We start from the raw sequence: 18,574 nt of genomic DNA, 5'->3' as shown, positions 1-18,574 counted from the left end.
TTTCACGGACAGGTATAAACCACATGAATCAGAGTCTGCTGGTGACAAAGCGCGACGGTAGCACCGAGCGCATCAATCTCGACAAAATCCACCGCGTGCTGGATTGGGCGGCAGAAGGGCTGAATAACGTATCCATCTCCCAGGTAGAACTGCGTTCCCACATTCAGTTCTATGACGGCATTAAAACCGCCGATATTCACGAAACCATTATCAAAGCCGCTGCGGATCTGATCTCCCGCGACGCGCCGGACTACCAGTATCTCGCCGCTCGTCTGGCGATTTTCCACCTGCGCAAAAAAGCCTACGGCCAGTTTGAGCCGCCAGCGTTGTTCGACCACGTGTCGAAAATGGTGAAAAACGGCAAATACGATACTCATCTGCTGGAAGACTACACGGAAGAAGAGTTCAAGCAGATGGATTCGTTTATCGAGCACGATCGCGATATGACCTTCTCCTACGCTGCGGTTAAGCAGCTCGAAGGCAAATATCTGGTACAGAACCGCGTCACCGGTGAGATCTACGAAAGCGCCCAGTTCCTGTACATTCTGGTGGCCGCCTGCCTGTTCTCCAACTATCCGCGCGAGACGCGTCTGGACTATATCAAGCGTTTCTATGACGCGGTGTCGACGTTTAAAATCTCGCTGCCGACGCCGATTATGTCCGGCGTGCGTACCCCGACCCGTCAGTTCAGCTCCTGTGTGCTGATCGAGTGCGGTGATAGCCTCGATTCTATTAACGCGACCTCCAGCGCGATTGTTAAATACGTTTCTCAGCGCGCCGGTATCGGCATCAATGCCGGCCGCATCCGCGCGCTGGGTAGCCCGATTCGCGGCGGTGAAGCTTTCCACACCGGCTGTATTCCGTTCTATAAGCACTTCCAGACCGCAGTGAAATCCTGCTCGCAGGGCGGCGTCCGCGGTGGTGCCGCCACCCTCTTCTACCCGATGTGGCATCTGGAAGTCGAAAGCCTGCTGGTGCTGAAAAACAACCGCGGTACCGACGCCAACCGCGTTCGTCATATGGACTACGGCGTACAGATCAACAAGCTGATGTACACTCGCCTGCTGAAAGGCGGAGACATCACCCTGTTCAGCCCATCCGACGTTCCGGGCCTGTACGATGCGTTCTTCGCCGACCAGGACGAGTTCGAGCGCCTGTATACCCAATACGAGCAGGACGACAGCATCCGCAAGCAGCGCATTAAAGCCGTAGAGCTGTTCTCGCTGATGATGCAGGAGCGTGCCTCCACCGGTCGTATCTACATCCAGAACGTGGACCACTGCAACACCCACAGCCCGTTTGACCCGGTTGTCGCGCCGGTGCGCCAGTCCAACCTGTGCCTGGAAATCGCCCTGCCGACCAAGCCGCTGGAAGATGTAAACGACGAGAACGGTGAAATTGCGCTGTGCACCCTGTCCGCTTTCAACCTCGGGGTTATCGATAGCCTGGATGAGCTGGAAGAGCTGGCGGTGCTGGCCGTTCGCGCGCTGGATGCCCTGCTGGATTACCAGGACTACCCGATCCCGGCGGCCAAACGCGGCGCGATGGGCCGTCGTACGCTGGGTATTGGCGTGATTAACTTTGCCTACTATCTGGCGAAGCACGGTAAACGCTACTCCGACGGCAGCGCTAACAACCTGACGCATAAAACGTTCGAAGCGATTCAGTACTATCTGCTGAAAGCTTCTAACGAGCTGGCGATCGAACAAGGCGCGTGCCCGTGGTTTAACGAAACCACCTATGCAAAAGGCATTCTGCCGATCGATACCTACAAGAAAGACCTGGATGCTATCGTCAGCGAATCTCTGCACTACGATTGGGAGCGGCTTCGCGAGTCGATCAAAACGCACGGCCTGCGTAACTCCACGCTCTCCGCGCTGATGCCGTCCGAGACCTCTTCGCAGATCTCCAACGCCACCAACGGCATTGAACCGCCGCGCGGTCACGTCAGCATCAAAGCGTCAAAAGACGGTATCCTGCGCCAGGTGGTGCCGGATTACGAAAAACTGCAGAACGGCTACGAGCTGCTGTGGGAAATGCCGAACAACGACGGTTATTTACAGCTGGTCGGTATTATGCAGAAGTTTATCGACCAGTCGATTTCCGCCAATACCAACTACGACCCGACGCGCTTCCCGTCAGGCAAAGTGCCGATGCAGCAGTTGCTGAAAGACTTGCTCAATGCCTATAAGTTCGGCGTCAAAACGCTGTACTATCACAACACTCGCGATGGCGCGGAAGATGCCCAGGATGACCTGGCGCCGTCTATTCAGGACGACGGCTGCGAAAGCGGCGCATGTAAGATCTAAGTTTTTTGCCGGGCGGCGCGATGCTGGCCCGGCCTAAGGTTTTGTAGGCCCGGCAAACTCACTGCCGCCGGGCGATACAATCTCAACAGGACTCACTTCAATGGCATATACCACTTTTTCTCAGACTAAAAACGATCAGCTGCTTGAGCCGATGTTTTTTGGTCAGCCGGTGAACGTCGCCCGCTACGATCAGCAAAAATATGACATCTTCGAAAAGCTGATTGAAAAACAGCTCTCCTTCTTCTGGCGTCCGGAAGAGGTTGACGTTTCCCGCGACCGTATCGACTACCAGGCGCTGCCGGAACACGAAAAACACATTTTTATCAGCAACCTGAAATATCAGACGCTGCTGGACTCGATCCAGGGACGCAGCCCGAACGTTGCCCTGCTGCCGCTGATTTCCATTCCTGAGCTGGAAACCTGGGTTGAAACCTGGGCGTTCTCGGAGACTATCCACTCGCGCTCCTACACCCATATCATCCGCAATATCGTTAACGATCCGGCGATGGTATTTGACGATATCGTCACCAACGAGCAGATCCAAAAACGCGCGGAAGGCATTTCCAGCTATTACGATGAATTGATTGAGCTGACCAGCTACTGGCATCTGCTGGGCGAAGGCACCCACAGCGTGAACGGTAAAACCATTACCGTGAACCTGCGCGAGCTGAAGAAGAAACTGTACCTGTGTCTGATGAGCGTGAACGCGCTGGAAGCCATCCGTTTTTACGTCAGCTTCGCCTGCTCTTTCGCCTTTGCCGAGCGCAAGCTGATGGAAGGTAACGCCAAGATTATCCGTCTGATCGCCCGTGACGAAGCGCTGCACCTGACCGGCACTCAGCACATGCTGAATCTGCTGCGCTCCGGCGTTGACGATCCGGAAATGGCGGAAATCGCCGAAGAGTGCAAGCAGGAGTGCTACGACCTGTTCGTGTTGGCGGCACAGCAGGAGAAAGAGTGGGCGGATTATCTGTTCCGCGACGGTTCGATGATCGGCCTGAACAAAGATATTCTTTGCCAGTACGTTGAGTACATTACTAACATCCGCATGCAGGCGGTAGGTCTCGATCTGCCGTTCCAGACCCGCTCCAACCCGATCCCGTGGATCAACACCTGGCTGGTGTCCGATAACGTGCAGGTCGCGCCGCAGGAAGTGGAAGTCAGCTCTTATCTGGTCGGGCAGATCGATTCCGAAGTCGACGCTGACGATCTGAGCAACTTCCAGCTCTGATGAAACGCATTTTCTTGAAGATTTCTGACACTCGCCTTGAGTGTCAGGATGAACATCCCTCCCTGCTGGCGGCCCTGGAATCGCACAATATCGACGTGGAGTATCAATGCCGCGAAGGATACTGCGGATCGTGTCGTCTGCGGCTGGTTTCCGGTCAGGTTGACTGGCTCACCGAGCCGCTGGCGTTTGTCCAGCCGGGAGAGATTTTGCCCTGCTGCTGCCGGGCAAAAGGCGATATCGAAATTGAGATGTAAGTTTTGTCGGGCGGCATAACGCTTATGCCCCCGACAAAACTGCCGTTCACAGGCCGGGTAAACCCGGCTTTTTACTGCTTAGCGTGCAGAAACTGCACGGCTTTATCCGGAAAATCGGTGAACAAGCCGTCGACATCCGCCTGATGGTACAGCACGTTATAGAGCTGATTGACGTCGATGGCGTAGTCAGGCAATTGATCCGCGCGAACCGTGTATGGATGTACCTGCATGCCGCTGGCGTGCGCCTCTTTCACCATTGCCGTCAGCTTCACGTCTCCCGGTTTCGAGCCTTCCGCCACCAGCATATGGTAGTCCGGACCAATACCGTCAGCGTACTGGGCGATCTGCGCCATTGCCCCTGGTTTGAACATCCAGTCATAGCTGTAGTTCACCCACTTGCCGTCAGCCTGCCGCTGCTGGGTCTCATTCCAGTCGGTATAGGCGATAAGCTGCACCAGATTGAGATCCATCCCCATTTTCGGCTCCAGCTCATGCTTAATACGCTTAAGCTCGTTGGCGTCAAAGCACTGCAGATACACCTTATCCTGCTTGCCGGTGTAACCATATTCCTTCAGCACTTTCAGCGTGCTGGCGGCAATATCCTTGCCTTCCTGATGGTGGAACCACGGCGCTTTGATTTCCGGGTAGATGCCAATGTTTTTGCCGGTCGAATGGTTTAACCCCTGGACAAACTCAATCTCCTCTTCGAAGGTATGAATGCGGAAATCAGATTTCCCCATCGGGAAGCGACCCGGATAAGTTTGCACGTTCTTGCCATCTTTCGGTTCAAACCCTTCGGTAAACTTCAGCGACTTTATCTCAGCGAGGGTAAAGTCGATAGCGTAGAAGCGGCCATCTTTACGCGCCCGCTGCGGGAAACGCTGGGCCACGTCGGTCACCCGATCCAGATAGTGGTCATGCAGGACCACCAGCCGGTCATCTTTGGTCATCACCAGGTCTTGCTCAAGGTAATCCGCCCCCTGCGCGTAGGCCATCGCTTTCGCCGGCAGGGTATGTTCCGGCAGATAGCCGCTGGCGCCGCGGTGGGCGATAACGATTTTCTCTCCCGCCACGGCGCTGAAGGAGAGCGCCGTGGCGGCCAGCAGCACTCCGCTCATCAGGGTGGTTAATTGACTTTTCATCGCCGCACCTTAACCTTGTTTCATCTGTTGATGGTGGCGTCGTTCACCCAGCATCACGATAATCAGCAGCACAACCGCCAGCACGCTGCCGCCGATCATCACCATAAAGCCGCCGTCCCAGCCGAAGAAATCGACGGTATAGCCAACGATGGCGCTCGCGGCCACGGAACCGCCGAGATAACCGAACAGGCCGGTGAAGCCCGCAGCGGTGCCGGCGGCTTTTTTCGGCGCCAGCTCCAGCGCATGCAGGCCAATCAGCATCACCGGGCCATAAATCAGGAAGCCGATAATAATCATACAGGCCATATCCACGCCCGGGTTACCCGGCGGGTTCAGCCAGTAGACAACGGTGGCGATGGTGACCAGGGTCATAAAGAAGACACCGGTCGCGCCGCGGTTGCCTTTAAACACTTTATCCGACATCCAGCCGCACAGTAGAGTGCCCGGAATCCCCGCATATTCATAAAGGAAGTAGGCCCAGGAGGATTTATCCAGCGCGAAGTGCTTAACCTCTTTCAGGTAGGTTGGCGACCAGTCAAGAATGCCGTAGCGCAGCAGGTAAACAAACACGTTTGCAACGGCGATGTACCACAACAGCTTGTTCGGCAGGATATACTGCATAAAGATCTGCTTTGCGGTCAGCTCCTCTTCATGCTTCTCGCTGTAGTCATCAGGATAATCGTTTTTATACTCTTCGATCGGCGGCAAACCGCAGGACTGCGGAGTATCGCGCATCATCGCGAAGGCGAAAATCGCCAGCAGGATCGCGCCGAAAGCCGGCATATACAGCGCCGCATGCCAGTCGTTAAACCACGCCATTCCCAGCAGGAACAGCAGCGGCGGGATCCCGCCGCCGACGTTATGCGCGCAGTTCCATACCGACACGATACCGCCGCGCTCTTTCTGCGACCACCAATGCACCATCGTACGTCCGCACGGCGGCCAGCCCATCCCCTGGAACCAGCCGCACAGGAACAGCAGAACGAACATCACCATAATGCTGGAGGTCGCCCAAGGGACGAAGCCCATCACCAGCATCACCAGCGCGGCAAGAATCAAGCCTGCCGGTAAAAAAATGCGCGGATTCGAGCGGTCGGAAACCGACCCCATGATGAATTTCGAAAATCCGTAGGCGATGGAGATACCGGAAAGGGCAAAACCGAGGTCGCCACGGGAGAACCCCTGCTCGATAAGGTAGGGCATTGCTAAAGCAAAGTTCTTACGAACCAAATAGTAAGCAGCATATCCGAAGAAAATACCGATAAAGATCTGCCAGCGTAATCGACGATATAAAGGATCGATTTCCGCGGTTGGCAATCGCGCTTTATGCGCTGCGGGTTTAAATATACTTAACATATCAGCCTCCGTGGCCATTGCTGTTCTTCTGACGTCGACGCAAAAAAACGTAATTTATTCACCAACTTCTGATTTGGTCGCGATAGTAGGCAAAGCGTAAATCTAATACTGTGAAATGTCGCACACTTTGTTACAGAAATATGACAGCATTTTCTAATATGCGCACAAAGTCACAACAAACGCTCGAATTTCGCGCAAATATGCTCGAAATCAAACATTAAATGCTGTCGATATGGCTAAATGAAGTAAAACGAAAACAGAGGACGGGGAGATGGCCGATAGTCGTGAATATGACGTCATTATTATTGGCGGCGGCGCCACCGGCGCCGGGATCGCGCGCGACTGCGCGCTGCGCGGGCTAAAAGCAGCGCTGGTGGAGCGCTACGATATCGCCACCGGCGCGACTGGCCGCAATCACGGTCTGCTGCATAGCGGCGCGCGCTATGCGGTCACCGATAGCGAATCAGCGCGCGAGTGCATTAGCGAAAACCGCATATTGCGCCGTATCGCCCGCCACTGCATAGAGCCCACCAGCGGCCTGTTTATTACCTTGCCGGAAGATGACCCGGCGTACCAGTACACCTTTATCAGCGCCTGTCAGGAGGCAGGCATCGAAGCCCAGCCTCTGACGCCCGCCGAAGCGCTGCGTATAGAGCCCGCGGTTAACCCGGCGCTGCTCGGCGCGGTACAGGTTCCCGACGGCACCGTCGATCCTTTCCGCCTCACCGCGGCGAATATGCTCGATGCCCGCGAACATGGCGCGACGATCCTCACCGGCTGCGAAGTCACCGGTCTGCTGCGGCAGGGCGATCGTGTCCATGGCGTCGCGATCTACAATCATCAGCACCGAGAATCGCGCGCGCTGCGCGCTCAGGTGGTGGTTAACGCCGCCGGGATTTGGGGGCAGCGCATCGCAGAGTACGCCGACCTGCGCATCGCGATGTTTCCGGCAAAAGGATCTTTGCTGATCCTCGACCACCGCATTAACCGTCAGGTTATCAACCGCTGCCGCAAACCAGCTGACGCCGATATCCTGGTGCCCGGCGATACTATTTCGCTGATTGGCACCACCTCAATGCATATTCCTTATGACGAAATTGACGACAACCGGGTAACCACCGAGGAAGTCGAAACGCTGCTGCGGGAGGGAGAAAAGCTGGCGCCGATCATGGGACGGACGCGGGTCCTTCGCGCCTATTCCGGTATACGGCCGCTGGTCGCCAGCGATGACGATCCCAGTGGCCGTAGCGTCAGCCGCGGTATCGTGCTGCTCGACCACGCCCGCCGCGACGGTATGGAAGGCTTCATCACCATCACCGGCGGTAAGCTGATGACCTATCGTCTGATGGCGGAGTGGGCCACGGATGCGCTATGCCGCAAGCTCGGAAATACCGCCCCCTGCACGACCGCCGATACGCCGCTGCCCGGTTCGCAGGAACCGGCGGAAGCCACGCTAAGTAAAATCATCTCGTTACCTGCGCCGCTGCGCGGGTCGGCCATCTACCGCCACGGCGATCGCACCCCGGCATGGCTTGGCGATAGCCGCCAGCGCCGTAGCCTGGTCTGCGAATGCGAGGCGGTCACTGCCGGAGAAGTAGAGTACGCGGTTGAAAACCTGGCGGTGAAAAACCTGCTTGACCTGCGCCGCCGTACCCGCGTCGGCATGGGAACCTGTCAGGGCGAACTGTGCGCCTGCCGCGCCGCCGGGCTGCTCGCGCGTTTTAACGTCACCACCTCCGCGCGGTCCCTCACCCAGCTGTCCCAATTTTTGAACGAACGCTGGAAAGGCGTTCAGCCGGTGGCCTGGGGGGATGCGCTGCGCGAAAGCGAGTTTACCCGCTGGGTTTATCTCGGTCTGTGCGGATTAGAAAAGGAGCACCAGGATGAAGTTTGATTGCGCGATTATTGGCGGCGGCCTTGCCGGGCTGCTCTGCGGGCTGGCGCTCAACCAGCGCGGCCTGCGCAGCGTGATTATCAGCCGGGGCCAAAGCGCCCTGCACTTCTCTTCCGCCTCGCTGGATTTGCTCTCGACGCTGCCGAATGGCGAAACCGTCACCGATGTTGCTTACGGTATCGGCCAGTTGGCCCGCCAGCTTCCCGAACACCCTTATGCCAGGCTCGGCGCCGAAAGCGTGATGAATTACGCCCGCCAGGCTCAGGCGCTGTTTGCCGACTGCGGGATTGCCATGCAGGGCGATGCCAGCCAGCCGCATCTGCGCGTGACGCCGCTGGGAATCTTACGCGCGGCCTGGCTTTCTCCGCAGGAAATCGCCACCGCGCCGCTGCCCGTCAGCGGCGTCTGCGTCGTAGGCATCAGCGGGTTCGGCGACTTCCAGCCGCATCTTGCCGCGGCCTCTCTGCACCAGCACGGCGTGACCGCCGTAGCACACGAGATAGAATTACCCCTTCTTGATGTTCTGCGCGATAGCCCATCCGAATTTCGCGCCGCCAATATCGCCCGCCGGCTGGACGATGAAGCGCACTGGCCGGCGCTGCTGGCGGCGCTGCGCCCGCTGGCGCAGCAGCATAATTTACTGATTATGCCCGCCTGCTTCGGCCTCGCCGACGATCGCTTGTACCAGTGGCTGCGGCAGCGTCTGCCCTGCCCGCTGTGCCTGCTGCCTACCCTGCCGCCATCGGTGCCGGGGATGCGCCTGCACGCCCAGCTGCAGCGGCAATTTATCCGCAGCGGCGGGACCTGGCTGACCGGGGATGAAGTCATTGATATCAGCCACCAGGACGGTAGGGTTAACGCGATCTGGACGCGCAATCACGGCGATATTCCGCTGCGTCCGCGCTTCGCTGTGCTGGCCAGCGGCAGCTTTTTCAGCAACGGGCTGGTCGCCGAACGTAGCGGCGTGCGCGAGCCGATCCTCGGTCTGGATCTGCAGCAGACGCTGCCGCGCGAAAGCTGGTATCAGCAGGATTTTTTTGCCTCGCAGCCCTGGCAGCGTTTCGGCCTGAAAACCGATGAGGCTCTGCGTCCCCAGCGTCAGGGGCGGACGCTGGAGAATCTGTTCGCCGTCGGTTCGATCCTCGGCGGTTTTGATGCCATCGCGCTGGGATGCGGCGGCGGCGTGTGCGCAGTGACCGCGCTTCACGCCGCAGGGCTAATTGGCGAGCTTGCCGGAGGTGAGTCATGAACGACACGCGCTTTGAACACTGTATTAAATGCACCGTTTGCACCACCGCCTGCCCGGTCAGCCGGGTTAATCCGCGCTACCCGGGGCCAAAACAGGCCGGGCCGGACGGCGAGCGCCTGCGCCTGAAAGACGGCGCGCTCTACGACGAGGCGTTAAAATACTGCATTAACTGTAAACGCTGTGAAGTCGCCTGCCCTTCAGACGTCAAAATCGGCGATATTATCCAGCGGGCGCGCATGGAATACGGCCGGCAAAAGCCCACGCTGCGCGATACCATCCTCAGCCACACCGATCTGATGGGCACCCTCTCCACGCCGTTTGCTCCGCTGGTAAACGCCGCCACCGGGCTGATGCCGGTACGTCGGGTACTGGATGCCGCGCTCAAAATCGATCACCGCCGCTCGCTGCCCAAATATGGCTTCGGCACCTTTCGCCGCGCGTATCGACAGCTGGCTGGCCAACAGGCGCAGTACGCCGAGCAGGTGGCCTTCTTTCATGGCTGCTATGTGAACTACAACAATCCGCAGTTGGGTAAAGATCTTATCCGGGTGCTCAACGCCATGGGCATCGGCGTGCAGCTATTGCATAAAGAAAAATGCTGCGGCGTGCCGCTCATTGCCAACGGTTTTTTTGCGAAGGCGCGTAAACAGGCACAGAGCAACGTTACCGCGATGCGGGAAAATAACCTGCCAGTGGTGGCGACGTCCTCGACCTGCACTTTTACGCTGCGCGATGAATATCCGCACGTCCTTGATATCGATAATCACGATGTGCGCGACCGGGTTGAACTGGCGACCCGCTGGATCTGGCGTCAGCTGGACGCCGGACGGAAGCTGGCGCTGAAATCGCTGCCGCTGAAGGTGATCTATCACACGCCCTGCCATATGGAGAAGATGGGCTGGTCGCTGTATACCCTTGAGCTATTGCGGCTGATCCCCGGCTTGCAGCTGGAGGTGCTCGACTCGCAATGCTGCGGTATTGCTGGCACCTTCGGCTTCAAGTCGGAGAATTACGACTCATCGCAGGCGATTGGCGCGCCGCTGTTCCGACAAATTGAGGAGAGCGGCGCGGACCTGGTAGTGACCGACTGTGAAACCTGTAAATGGCAGATAGAGATGTCCACCAGTAAACGCTGCGAGCATCCCATCACTCTGCTGGCGCAGGCGCTGGCCTGACGCCAGCGCCAACACCGGGGGGCTAGTAGCTCCCCTTGCCCTCCGCCTGTTCGGCTACCGGCCTGAACATCGCCAGTCGTTTATCCAGCGCGCTGGTATAGAGGTTGGTATCGACGCCAACGGCAACGAAATTCGCCCCCCACGCCAGCGCTTTGTGCGCCATCTCCGGATCGACGGCCAGGAATCCGGCCGCCTTTCCCGCCGCGCGAATGCGGCGGATGCTCTGTTCAATAACCCGCTGCACTTCAGGATGACCGGCGTTATCCGGGTAGCCCAGCGAGGCCGACAGGTCCGCCGGGCCGATAAAGACGCCGTCAATCCCCTCGACTTCAAGGATCGCATCCAGATTATCGAGGGCGGTTTTGCTCTCAACCTGAATCAGCAGGCACAGCTCATCGTTGGCCTGCGCCATATAGTTCTCTACCCTTCCCCAGCGCGCGGCGCGAGCTACCCCGGCGCCGACGCCGCGGGTCCCCAGCGGCGGATAGCGCGTCGCCGAGACAATGTCCCGCGCCTGTTCTGCGGTATCGACCATGGGGATCAGCAGCGTTCTGGCGCCAATATCCAGCACCTGTTTAATCAGGCTACGATTGCCCTCGACCGGACGAATCACCGGCTGGCTGGCGTAGGGCGCAATGGCCTGTAGCTGATGATAAAGATCCTGAATAGTATTCGGCGCATGCTCACCGTCAATCAGCAGCCAGTCGTAACCCGAGGTGGCGGCAATCTCAGCCATATAAGAGGAGGTCGAGCTCAGCCACAGGCCAATTTGTGCTTCCCCTTGCAATAACCCCGCTTTAAATGGGTTCGATAAAATTGCGTTCATAGTTCTCCCTTAAATTAATGCTGTACGCTGCCGGCCTGCGGTACCGTGCGGCTCACGCGCAGTGAAAAGATAATAACAACCCCGATAACCGCCACGCAGGCGAGCGTCAATAATCCGGCAGAATTATTGCCGAACATCGTTTCAGCCTGGACGCGTATAATCGGCGCTAAAAATCCGCCGATCGCGCCAAACAGGTTGACGAAACCAATGCCTGCGGCCAGCGCCGTGCCAGATAACAGCTGCGTCGGCATAGTCCAGAAGACCGGCTGTACGGCAATGACGCCGACGGCGGCAACGCACAGCGCGATGATGGCCAGTACCGGCGACACCAGCCCGGAGACCGCAATGCCAATTGCCGCCGCCAGCAGGGTTAATGCCGCAATATTACGCCGCTCGCCGGTGCGGTCGGAGTAGCGAGGAATCAGCCAGGTACCAAACAGCGCTGCCACCCACGGGATCGCGGTCACCACCGATGCCACAAACCCCACTTTAGTGCCGAGCAGCGCCGCAACCTGGGTCGGCAGGAAGAAGATCAGGCCGTAAACCGCCACCTGAATGGTGAGATAGATAATCGCCAGCTGCCAGACGCGGCCGTTGCGCAGCGCATCGGACAAACGCGAAGTAATCTTTTTCTGCTCTTCGCTGGCCAGCTCGCTGATGAGCGCCTGCTTTTCGGCAGCGGTCAGGAAGCGGGCGTTTTGCGGCGTGTCGTCAAGCCAGAAGAAAGTAAAGAAACCCGCGCCGACCGCCAGTAAGCCTTCAATAATAAACATCCAGAACCAACCGGGATGCCCCATAAAACCGTGCATTTCCAGCAGCGCGCCGGAGAGCGGCGACCCGAGGGTCAGCGCCAGCGGCGCGCCCATATAAAATAATCCCATAATGCTGGCGCGGTTTTGCTGCGGAAACCACTGTGAGGTCAGGTAGATCATGCCCGGAAAGAAACCCGCTTCGGCGGCGCCAAGCAGGGTGCGTACCAGCAGAAATTTCGCTTCCGTATCCGCCCACGCCATCGCCGCTGAAAGAATGCCCCACAGTAAGGTGGTGCAGCCAATCCATTTTCTCGCGCCGAATTTGCGCATCAGCAGGTTGGCAGGTACCCCAAGAAAGGCGTACACCACAAAGAAAATCCCCGCCCCCAGCGCGTAAGCTTCATTGCTGAGGCCGGTATCCAGCTGATAGGTCTCTTTCGCAAAGCCGATATTCGAACGGTCAAGAAACGCCAGCACGTACAGCGCCAGCATAAAGGGGATCAAACGGGCGCGGTTTTTCTTCACCACGCTCTCAAGCAAGGTGTTGCTCATCGTAATATCCTCAACAATAGGCCGCACATCAGCGCTGTGCGGCACGACGGGATCAGTGGCTATAAGGACGTTTCAGGTTGCAGTCGCGGTTCAGCTCGACGCCGAAACCCGGTTTATCCAGAACGGTTTTATGAATGCGCCCGTTAACCGGTACCGGCTCATCAACCAGAATCGGGTCAAACTGTGGACGCATCGTTGAACAGTCCGGGCTGGTCATCAGGAATTCGCTGAACGGCGTGTTGGTAAAGGTAATGACCGCATGATGCGAATAGACCGACGAACCGTGCGGCACCACCAGCTGGCCGCGCGATTTGGCGATCGCCGCAATCTCCACCAGCGTGGTCAGACCGCCGCACCAGCCTACGTCAGGCTGCATAATATCGATGCCGGTTTCCGACAGCGTGCGGAAGGATTGCAGCGTGCCGTGGTGCTCGCCGCTGGTGACCATCATTCCGGCCGGGGCATTGCGTTTCAGCTCGCGATAGCCTTCATACTGCTGCGGCGGCAGGCACTCTTCGATCCACTTAAGGTTATAGGGCGCGCAGGCGTGGGCCAGTTTAGTGGCATAATTAACGTCCTGGCTCATCCAGCAGTCCAGCATTAGCCAGAAGTCCGGGCCGCATTTTTCGCGCATATCGGCCACCATGGCGGCATCTTTGCGGATCCCCGCATCGCCATCGTGCGGGCCCCAGTGGGTCGGCATCTTGCCGCCAATAAAGCCCATCTCTTTCGCCAGGTCCGGACGGGCCCCGGTAGCGTAGAACTGAATTTCATCGCGTACCGCGCCGCCCAACAGTTTGTATACCGGTAATCCCACCACTTTGCCGAATAGATCCCACAGCGCCAGGTCGATACAGGAGATGGTATTCATCACCAGGCCGCCGGAGCCGGAGTAGTACATGGTGGCGTTGAGCATCTGGTCATGGATCAGTTTGATATCGCTGACGCACTTCCCTTCGATAAAGCGGTTCAGGTGCTTTTCCACAATAAAACAGCCCATCTCGCCGGCGGTTGATACCGCAAAGCCGGTCTGGCCGTTTTCGGCTTCGACTTCAACAATCAGCGTGCCGAGAACGTTGATGCCAAACGACTGGCGGGACTGTTCATACTGTTTATATTTGCTCATCGGCGTGGCGATATGATCGTCAATCCAGTGGTTTGCGCCCTGGTCATGATAGTCGCCGCCGCCAGCGCCTTTCTCTGCGGTAGCGCCGCCGATAAACCAGGCGCGGACGTGTTTAATTTTCGGTAGGGTCATGATCTTCTCCTTATTATGAGGCTTGTTGTTCGAAGGGGCTTTTCCACCCCAGCAGACGAGAAATGTCCTTGGCGCAGGCAATCGCCCTGCCAGCGAGATAATCGCGATTGTCTTCATTGATTTGCAGACGAGTACCCACCACGGAGATGGCGGCGGTCAGCTCGTTATTGGCATTAAAAACCGGCGCCGCCACGCAGCGAACGTCGGGATAATCTTCGCCGTTATCGAAGCTCCAGCCGCGGGCGCGAATACGCCCCAGTTCATCGCGAAGCAGCTGGGCGCTGGTGATGGTGGTTGGCGTTGCCCTCTCCCACTGCAGCTCGCTGATAATTGACTCCTGAACCCGCTCGGGCTGCCAGGCAAGCAGGCATTTACCGATACCGGAGCGGTACAGCGACAGGCTTTTACCTTCGTGGGAACGCACGCTGATGGTGGCCGGGGATTCAATCTTCAGAATGTAGTAGGCGTTACCGCCATCGATAATGCCCAGATGGCAGAGCAGTCCGCACTGATCCATTAGCTGCGTCAGGCGCGGACGCGCCAGTTCGCGCAGATCCATTTTGCTCAGCGCGTGACCGGCCAGCTCAACCAGTTTGGTCCACAGACAGTAGTTGTCCTGATTATCCATGCTGAGGAAGCGCTGTCTTCTCAGTTCTCCCAGCAGCAGGTAAGCGGTGCTTTTCGGAATACCCAGTTCGTCAATAATGGTCGCCGCGCTGCACGGACCAATGCGGGCGATCAAATTGAGAATATCGATGGCGCGGGTTAGCGCCGGGACTTTGCTTGATTCCAACATACTGGACTCCAATCCTGAATACTGGAATCAGTGTTGCGGTTGTCGGGTCTGTAAATTGTGAGCGACTTCAAATGACGACGCTATTCCAGCAGGGTGGACGTTCAAGGGGATAGAAATGCGAGATGGTGCACAGAATTTTTAAAAGCAAGTACAGCAGGTTGGACTGATTGCGCGTCGGGTAGGTCTCCCGACGCGGTGTTTTATCTAAACGGCGAGATAGTCAACGACGTTAATCCAGCCGTGTTCACCGGCCACGGGCTGGCCATTCAGCCAGCGGCGCAGCATGTTGAGAGCCATCATCGCGCAGACCTCCTGACGCACCTGCACGCTGTGGCGGTTGGTCGCGAACTTCACCCGCAGCGCGTGGGTGCCGTCCGGCGTGGAAAGCGCAAAGTTCAGGTGATCGCTCTCCTGACCACTCACCGCCAGCGCCAGACCGGCAAAGTGTTTTTCGCGCCGTTCCGCCGCCCAGCGCGCAGACTGCGCCAGGGTCTCCTCCTGCGCCGGAATGACTTCGCTGGCCAACAGCGGGGCATTGACCCGTGAAAGCTGTAGCGCCAGCAGACCGCCGGTGAACTGCTCGCTTAGCGTCAGGCTTAGCTGGCGCTCCTGCAGACGATGGGCGATCTGCGCCGGCAGGCCTTCGGTGCCTTCGAAAACGATGCTCTCTCCGGCCACTTTTTGCACTTCCGGCCACAGCGCCAGCATCGCCTCGCGCTGTTCGGCAGGCCCGGTCAGCTTCAGTTCGATAATCGGCATTGAGGAACGATAGCCCATCACCACGCCCGGCGGCAGTTGTAAATGCTCGAGGCTCTGCGCCAGCTCGCTTTCGGAACGACCGAAGGTGGTCAGACGCAGACACAGCGGCGCGGCGGGCAGCGGAAAACGTTCGCGCAGGCGCGGTAAGATTTCCTGCTCGACCATTATCTTAAATTCAGACGGCACGCCGGGAGTGAAAAACATCAGGCAGCGGTTTAGCTGCACGGCAAAACCGCAGGCGGTTCCGACCGGATTGTTGATCATCTCGGCGCTTTGCGGAATTTCCGCCTGTTTACGGTTGCTGGCGGCCATAGGCCTTCCGCGCTCGGCAAAGAAACGGGTCATGGTTTCCAGCCACGCTTCATGCAGAATCAGCCCTTCACCTTTGGCGGTCGCTGCGGCAAGCGCGCTTAAATCATCGCTGGTCGGGCCCAGACCGCCGTTGACGATCAGCACGTCGGCATGCTCGCTGCGCTCGCGTAAAATCGCCACCAGGGAGTCAAGATCGTCACCCACGGTATGGCGACGCTTTAAAGGTAATCCTTGATTAAAAAAGAAATCCGCCAGCCACGCGGCATTGGTATCGATGATTTGCCCATGCAGCACTTCATCGCCGGTGGACAGCATTTCCACGTTTAACATTGTCAACTCCAGCCTGATAAGTAGAAATACTATATCGCAAAGCGGCTGGCGAAAAAGCCTGAAAATCAGGCGCGGCGGAATACCGCGCCGAAGGGGTTAGAAGCTGGCGTTAACGCCGACGTACGGGCCGTCCGCGACCGCGTTATCGCGGTTGCCGTCTTTACCCGCCAGGTTAAGGTAGCGATAACCGGCTTCAATGCTCAGAGGACGCATAATGGTAAAGCGCGCGCCGGCATTAGCTTCCTGATAACTGTCGATACCGCTGGAGAGCGAATCAGGAGAATAATAATATTCGCCGAACAGGCGGAAGCTGTCGCCGATCTTCCACTGCAGGCCGCCGCCAACCGCTGCTGCGTAGCCCTCATCGCCGTTATTCGGATTGGTATAAACCCCTTTACCGCCAACGGTGGCAAGGAATGGACCTAAAGGGATGTTCAGCCCCAGTCCCAGGCCTGCCGCATCGCCGTCGTCATCGTTATGCAGCCAGTTGCCGGTTACCGCCAGGCCGGTAGATTCCGTGCCAAATCCGACGCCAAGGTTCGTGTAGTGCTCGCCGGCCTGTCCGCTGAAACTGATCGCATGCGCCGCCGTTGAGACGAACATCATGCCAGCGAGGGCCGCAAATATACTTTTTTTCATTTTTACTCTATCCAACAAACAAGAATTAAAAAGTCCCAAAAAACCGCGAAATTGTACTGCCGAACGTTAAGGAATCAATGCGCTAAGACGAGCTTTACCATTGTGATTGTAACCAGTTGCTACCGGAGCCAGGCCAACGGACGCGGGTATCAAATCGATAGCCAGAGCCAGATTGTCCGTGTTGGATATTTATTCTACAAATAGCGCTCAGCTTATTCTGCCCTTGCGGGAAATGAATAAGTTACATAAAACTTTGTCAGGAGATAAAGATGAGCAAAAAAGGATTAACCACCGGCTCCGGCGCGCCGGTTGTCGATAATAACAAAGTCATCACCGCAGGTCCTCGCGGCCCGATGCTGCTGCAGGATGTCTGGTTTCTGGAAAAACTGGCCCACTTCGACCGGGAGGTTATCCCGGAACGCCGAATGCACGCAAAAGGCTCCGGCGCTTACGGTAAATTAACGGTCACTCACGATATCAGCCGCTACACGCGCGCAAAAATGTTCGCCGAGGTCGGTAAAACCACCGATCTGTTCCTGCGCTTTTCCACCGTTGCCGGAGAACGCGGCGCCGCAGACGCCGAGCGCGACATCCGCGGCTTCGCTATCAAGTTTTATACCGAAGAGGGCAACTGGGATCTGGTAGGCAATAATACCCCTGTTTTTTATCTTCGCGACCCGCTGAAATTCCCGGACCTGAACCACGTAGTGAAGCGCGATCCGCGCACCAACCTGCGCAACCCTACCTGGAAGTGGGATTTTTTCTCCCTGCTGCCCGAAACGCTGCATCAGTTGACTATCGACTTCAGCGACCGCGGCATCCCGCGCTCTTATCGCCATATGCACGGCTTCGGCAGCCACGCGTTCAGCTTTATAAATGCCGACAATCAACGTTTTTGGGTGAAATTCCACTTTAAATCCCAGCAGGGGATCGCCAACCTGATGGATGATGAAGCAAAACGTCTGGTGGCCGAGGACCGCGAGAGTTCGCAGCGCGATCTCTATGAGTCGATTGAAAGAGGCGATTTTCCGCGCTGGACCTTTTACGTGCAGATCATGCCGGAAGCAGAAGCCAGCCGGGTCCCTTACCATCCTTTCGATCTGACCAAAGTATGGCCGCATAGTGATTATCCGCTGATAGAAGTGGGGGTACTTGAGCTCAACCGCAACCCGGACAACTATTTCGCCGAGGTTGAGCAGGTTGCGATGAATCCGGCTAACGTGGTGCCTGGCGTCAGCTTCTCTCCGGATCGCATGCTGCAGGGTCGTTTATTCTCCTACGGCGACACCCAGCGCTACCGCCTGGGCGTTAACCATCATCAGATTCCGGTCAATGCGCCGCGCTGCCCGTTCCATAACTACCATCGCGATGGCGCGATGCGCGTCGACGGCAATAGCGGCAACGGCGTCACCTATGAGCCAAACAGCTTCGGCCTCTATCAGGAGCAGCCGGACTTTAGCGAACCGCCTTTAAATCTTGAAGGCGCGGCGGCTCACTGGAATCATCGGGAAGATAACGACTATTTTAGCCAACCGCGCGCGCTGTTCGGGCTATTAAGCGAAGACGAGCATCAGCGTATGTTCCATCGAATCGCCAGCGATATGCGGGATATCCCTGAATTTATCCAGCAGCGACAAATTGGCCTGTTTAGTCAAGTCCATCCCGACTACGGCGCGGGCGTGGCCGCGGCGCTGAAAGTCTTACAGAAAACCCTGTAAACACAAACGGCAGCCCACGTGC

The 18,574-nt window shown here is 57.5% G+C and carries 15 protein-coding genes; 7 read left to right on the top strand and 8 right to left on the bottom strand.

Annotated elements, in window-relative coordinates; all coding sequences use genetic code 11:
- The first annotated feature begins 23 nt into the window (after nucleotides 1-23).
- The 3 genes from nrdA to yfaE all read left to right on the top strand — a co-directional run bounded on the left by nrdA (nucleotide 24) and on the right by yfaE (nucleotide 3,794).
- Nucleotides 24-2,309 (top strand): class 1a ribonucleoside-diphosphate reductase subunit alpha, encoded by a 2,286-nt coding sequence (gene nrdA, locus ABLV11_RS25755; protein ID WP_004104000.1) that lies wholly within the window; start codon nucleotides 24-26, stop codon nucleotides 2,307-2,309.
- Nucleotides 2,310-2,409: 100 nt separating this feature from the next.
- Nucleotides 2,410-3,540 (top strand): class Ia ribonucleoside-diphosphate reductase subunit beta, encoded by a 1,131-nt coding sequence (gene nrdB / locus ABLV11_RS25750; protein ID WP_004104001.1) that lies wholly within the window; start codon nucleotides 2,410-2,412, stop codon nucleotides 3,538-3,540.
- Nucleotides 3,540-3,794 carry a class I ribonucleotide reductase maintenance protein YfaE gene (gene yfaE / locus ABLV11_RS25745; RefSeq protein WP_004104002.1) on the top strand — a complete coding sequence of 85 codons (255 nt, stop codon included), beginning with the start codon at nucleotides 3,540-3,542 and terminating at the stop codon, nucleotides 3,792-3,794. Before nrdB ends, yfaE begins: the two co-directional genes overlap by 1 nt.
- A 71-nt stretch (nucleotides 3,795-3,865) precedes the next feature.
- Here the strand turns inward: yfaE and glpQ are convergent, their stop codons facing one another.
- The gene (gene glpQ, locus ABLV11_RS25740) at nucleotides 3,866-4,936 is read right to left on the bottom strand and encodes a glycerophosphodiester phosphodiesterase (RefSeq protein WP_004114182.1); all 1,071 of its coding nucleotides are present in this window, start codon (nucleotides 4,934-4,936) and stop codon (nucleotides 3,866-3,868) included.
- 9 nt (nucleotides 4,937-4,945) lie between these two features.
- Entirely contained in the window at nucleotides 4,946-6,292 is a 1,347-nt protein-coding gene (glpT, locus tag ABLV11_RS25735) for a glycerol-3-phosphate transporter (RefSeq protein ID WP_004104004.1), read from the bottom strand.
- Between the two features lie 271 nt (nucleotides 6,293-6,563).
- Here glpT and glpA point away from each other — a divergent pair, with 271 nt between their 5' ends.
- From glpA to glpC, 3 genes are read left to right on the top strand one after another with little or no spacing between them, the layout of a single operon-like run.
- Nucleotides 6,564-8,186, top strand: coding sequence for an anaerobic glycerol-3-phosphate dehydrogenase subunit A (glpA, locus tag ABLV11_RS25730; RefSeq protein ID WP_348855993.1), 1,623 nt, complete (start codon nucleotides 6,564-6,566; stop codon nucleotides 8,184-8,186).
- Nucleotides 8,176-9,435, top strand: coding sequence for a glycerol-3-phosphate dehydrogenase subunit GlpB (gene glpB, locus ABLV11_RS25725; protein WP_348855992.1), 1,260 nt, complete (start codon nucleotides 8,176-8,178; stop codon nucleotides 9,433-9,435). Before glpA ends, glpB begins: the two co-directional genes overlap by 11 nt.
- A complete protein-coding gene (gene glpC / locus ABLV11_RS25720) occupies nucleotides 9,432-10,610 on the top strand; it encodes an anaerobic glycerol-3-phosphate dehydrogenase subunit GlpC (RefSeq protein WP_004104007.1) in 1,179 nt (392 codons plus the stop codon). Before glpB ends, glpC begins: the two co-directional genes overlap by 4 nt.
- Nucleotides 10,611-10,632: 22 nt before the next feature.
- Here the strand turns inward: glpC and yfaU are convergent, their stop codons facing one another.
- The 6 genes from yfaU to ABLV11_RS25690 form a co-directional block, all read right to left on the bottom strand.
- The gene (gene yfaU, locus ABLV11_RS25715; protein WP_004104012.1) at nucleotides 10,633-11,436 is read right to left on the bottom strand and encodes a 2-keto-3-deoxy-L-rhamnonate aldolase; all 804 of its coding nucleotides are present in this window, start codon (nucleotides 11,434-11,436) and stop codon (nucleotides 10,633-10,635) included.
- Nucleotides 11,437-11,450: 14 nt separating this feature from the next.
- On the bottom strand, nucleotides 11,451-12,740 hold the full coding sequence (locus ABLV11_RS25710) for an MFS transporter (RefSeq protein WP_004104014.1): 1,290 nt from the start codon (nucleotides 12,738-12,740) through the stop codon (nucleotides 11,451-11,453).
- A gap of 52 nt (nucleotides 12,741-12,792) precedes the next feature.
- Nucleotides 12,793-13,998: an L-rhamnonate dehydratase gene (gene rhmD, locus ABLV11_RS25705; protein WP_004104015.1), complete on the bottom strand. Its 1,206-nt coding sequence runs from the start codon at nucleotides 13,996-13,998 to the stop codon at nucleotides 12,793-12,795.
- A 13-nt stretch (nucleotides 13,999-14,011) separates the two neighbouring features.
- Entirely contained in the window at nucleotides 14,012-14,794 is a 783-nt protein-coding gene (locus tag ABLV11_RS25700; protein ID WP_201520674.1) for an IclR family transcriptional regulator, read from the bottom strand.
- A gap of 204 nt (nucleotides 14,795-14,998) precedes the next feature.
- Complete coding sequence (locus tag ABLV11_RS25695; protein ID WP_348855989.1) at nucleotides 14,999-16,195, bottom strand: nicotinamide mononucleotide deamidase-related protein YfaY; 1,197 nt, start codon at nucleotides 16,193-16,195, stop codon at nucleotides 14,999-15,001.
- A 96-nt stretch (nucleotides 16,196-16,291) separates the two neighbouring features.
- A complete protein-coding gene (locus ABLV11_RS25690; protein ID WP_004114193.1) occupies nucleotides 16,292-16,834 on the bottom strand; it encodes a YfaZ family outer membrane protein in 543 nt (180 codons plus the stop codon).
- Between the two features lie 269 nt (nucleotides 16,835-17,103).
- Between ABLV11_RS25690 and ABLV11_RS25685 the strand changes: the two genes are divergently transcribed.
- Nucleotides 17,104-18,552, top strand: a complete 1,449-nt coding sequence (locus ABLV11_RS25685) for a catalase (protein WP_004104019.1) — start codon at nucleotides 17,104-17,106, stop codon at nucleotides 18,550-18,552.
- Nucleotides 18,553-18,574: the final 22 nt, after the last annotated feature.

The organism is Klebsiella sp. GW_Kp181 (assembly GCF_040062315.1).
In the GTDB taxonomy this organism is placed as follows: Bacteria; Pseudomonadota; Gammaproteobacteria; order Enterobacterales; family Enterobacteriaceae; genus Klebsiella; species Klebsiella oxytoca.
This window is presented reverse-complemented; position numbering and strand designations above follow the sequence as displayed.

Coding starts and splice junctions, on each gene's coding strand:
- nrdA (WP_004104000.1), top strand. CDS start 24: ATGAATCAGAGTCTGCTGGTGACAAAGCGCGACGGTAGCACCGAGCGC.
- nrdB (WP_004104001.1), top strand. CDS start 2,410: ATGGCATATACCACTTTTTCTCAGACTAAAAACGATCAGCTGCTTGAG.
- yfaE (WP_004104002.1), top strand. CDS start 3,540: ATGAAACGCATTTTCTTGAAGATTTCTGACACTCGCCTTGAGTGTCAG.
- glpQ (WP_004114182.1), bottom strand. CDS start 4,936: ATGAAAAGTCAATTAACCACCCTGATGAGCGGAGTGCTGCTGGCCGCC.
- glpT (WP_004104004.1), bottom strand. CDS start 6,292: ATGTTAAGTATATTTAAACCCGCAGCGCATAAAGCGCGATTGCCAACC.
- glpA (WP_348855993.1), top strand. CDS start 6,564: ATGGCCGATAGTCGTGAATATGACGTCATTATTATTGGCGGCGGCGCC.
- glpB (WP_348855992.1), top strand. CDS start 8,176: ATGAAGTTTGATTGCGCGATTATTGGCGGCGGCCTTGCCGGGCTGCTC.
- glpC (WP_004104007.1), top strand. CDS start 9,432: ATGAACGACACGCGCTTTGAACACTGTATTAAATGCACCGTTTGCACC.
- yfaU (WP_004104012.1), bottom strand. CDS start 11,436: ATGAACGCAATTTTATCGAACCCATTTAAAGCGGGGTTATTGCAAGGG.
- ABLV11_RS25710 (WP_004104014.1), bottom strand. CDS start 12,740: ATGAGCAACACCTTGCTTGAGAGCGTGGTGAAGAAAAACCGCGCCCGT.
- rhmD (WP_004104015.1), bottom strand. CDS start 13,998: ATGACCCTACCGAAAATTAAACACGTCCGCGCCTGGTTTATCGGCGGC.
- ABLV11_RS25700 (WP_201520674.1), bottom strand. CDS start 14,794: ATGTTGGAATCAAGCAAAGTCCCGGCGCTAACCCGCGCCATCGATATT.
- ABLV11_RS25695 (WP_348855989.1), bottom strand. CDS start 16,195: ATGTTAAACGTGGAAATGCTGTCCACCGGCGATGAAGTGCTGCATGGG.
- ABLV11_RS25690 (WP_004114193.1), bottom strand. CDS start 16,834: ATGAAAAAAAGTATATTTGCGGCCCTCGCTGGCATGATGTTCGTCTCA.
- ABLV11_RS25685 (WP_004104019.1), top strand. CDS start 17,104: ATGAGCAAAAAAGGATTAACCACCGGCTCCGGCGCGCCGGTTGTCGAT.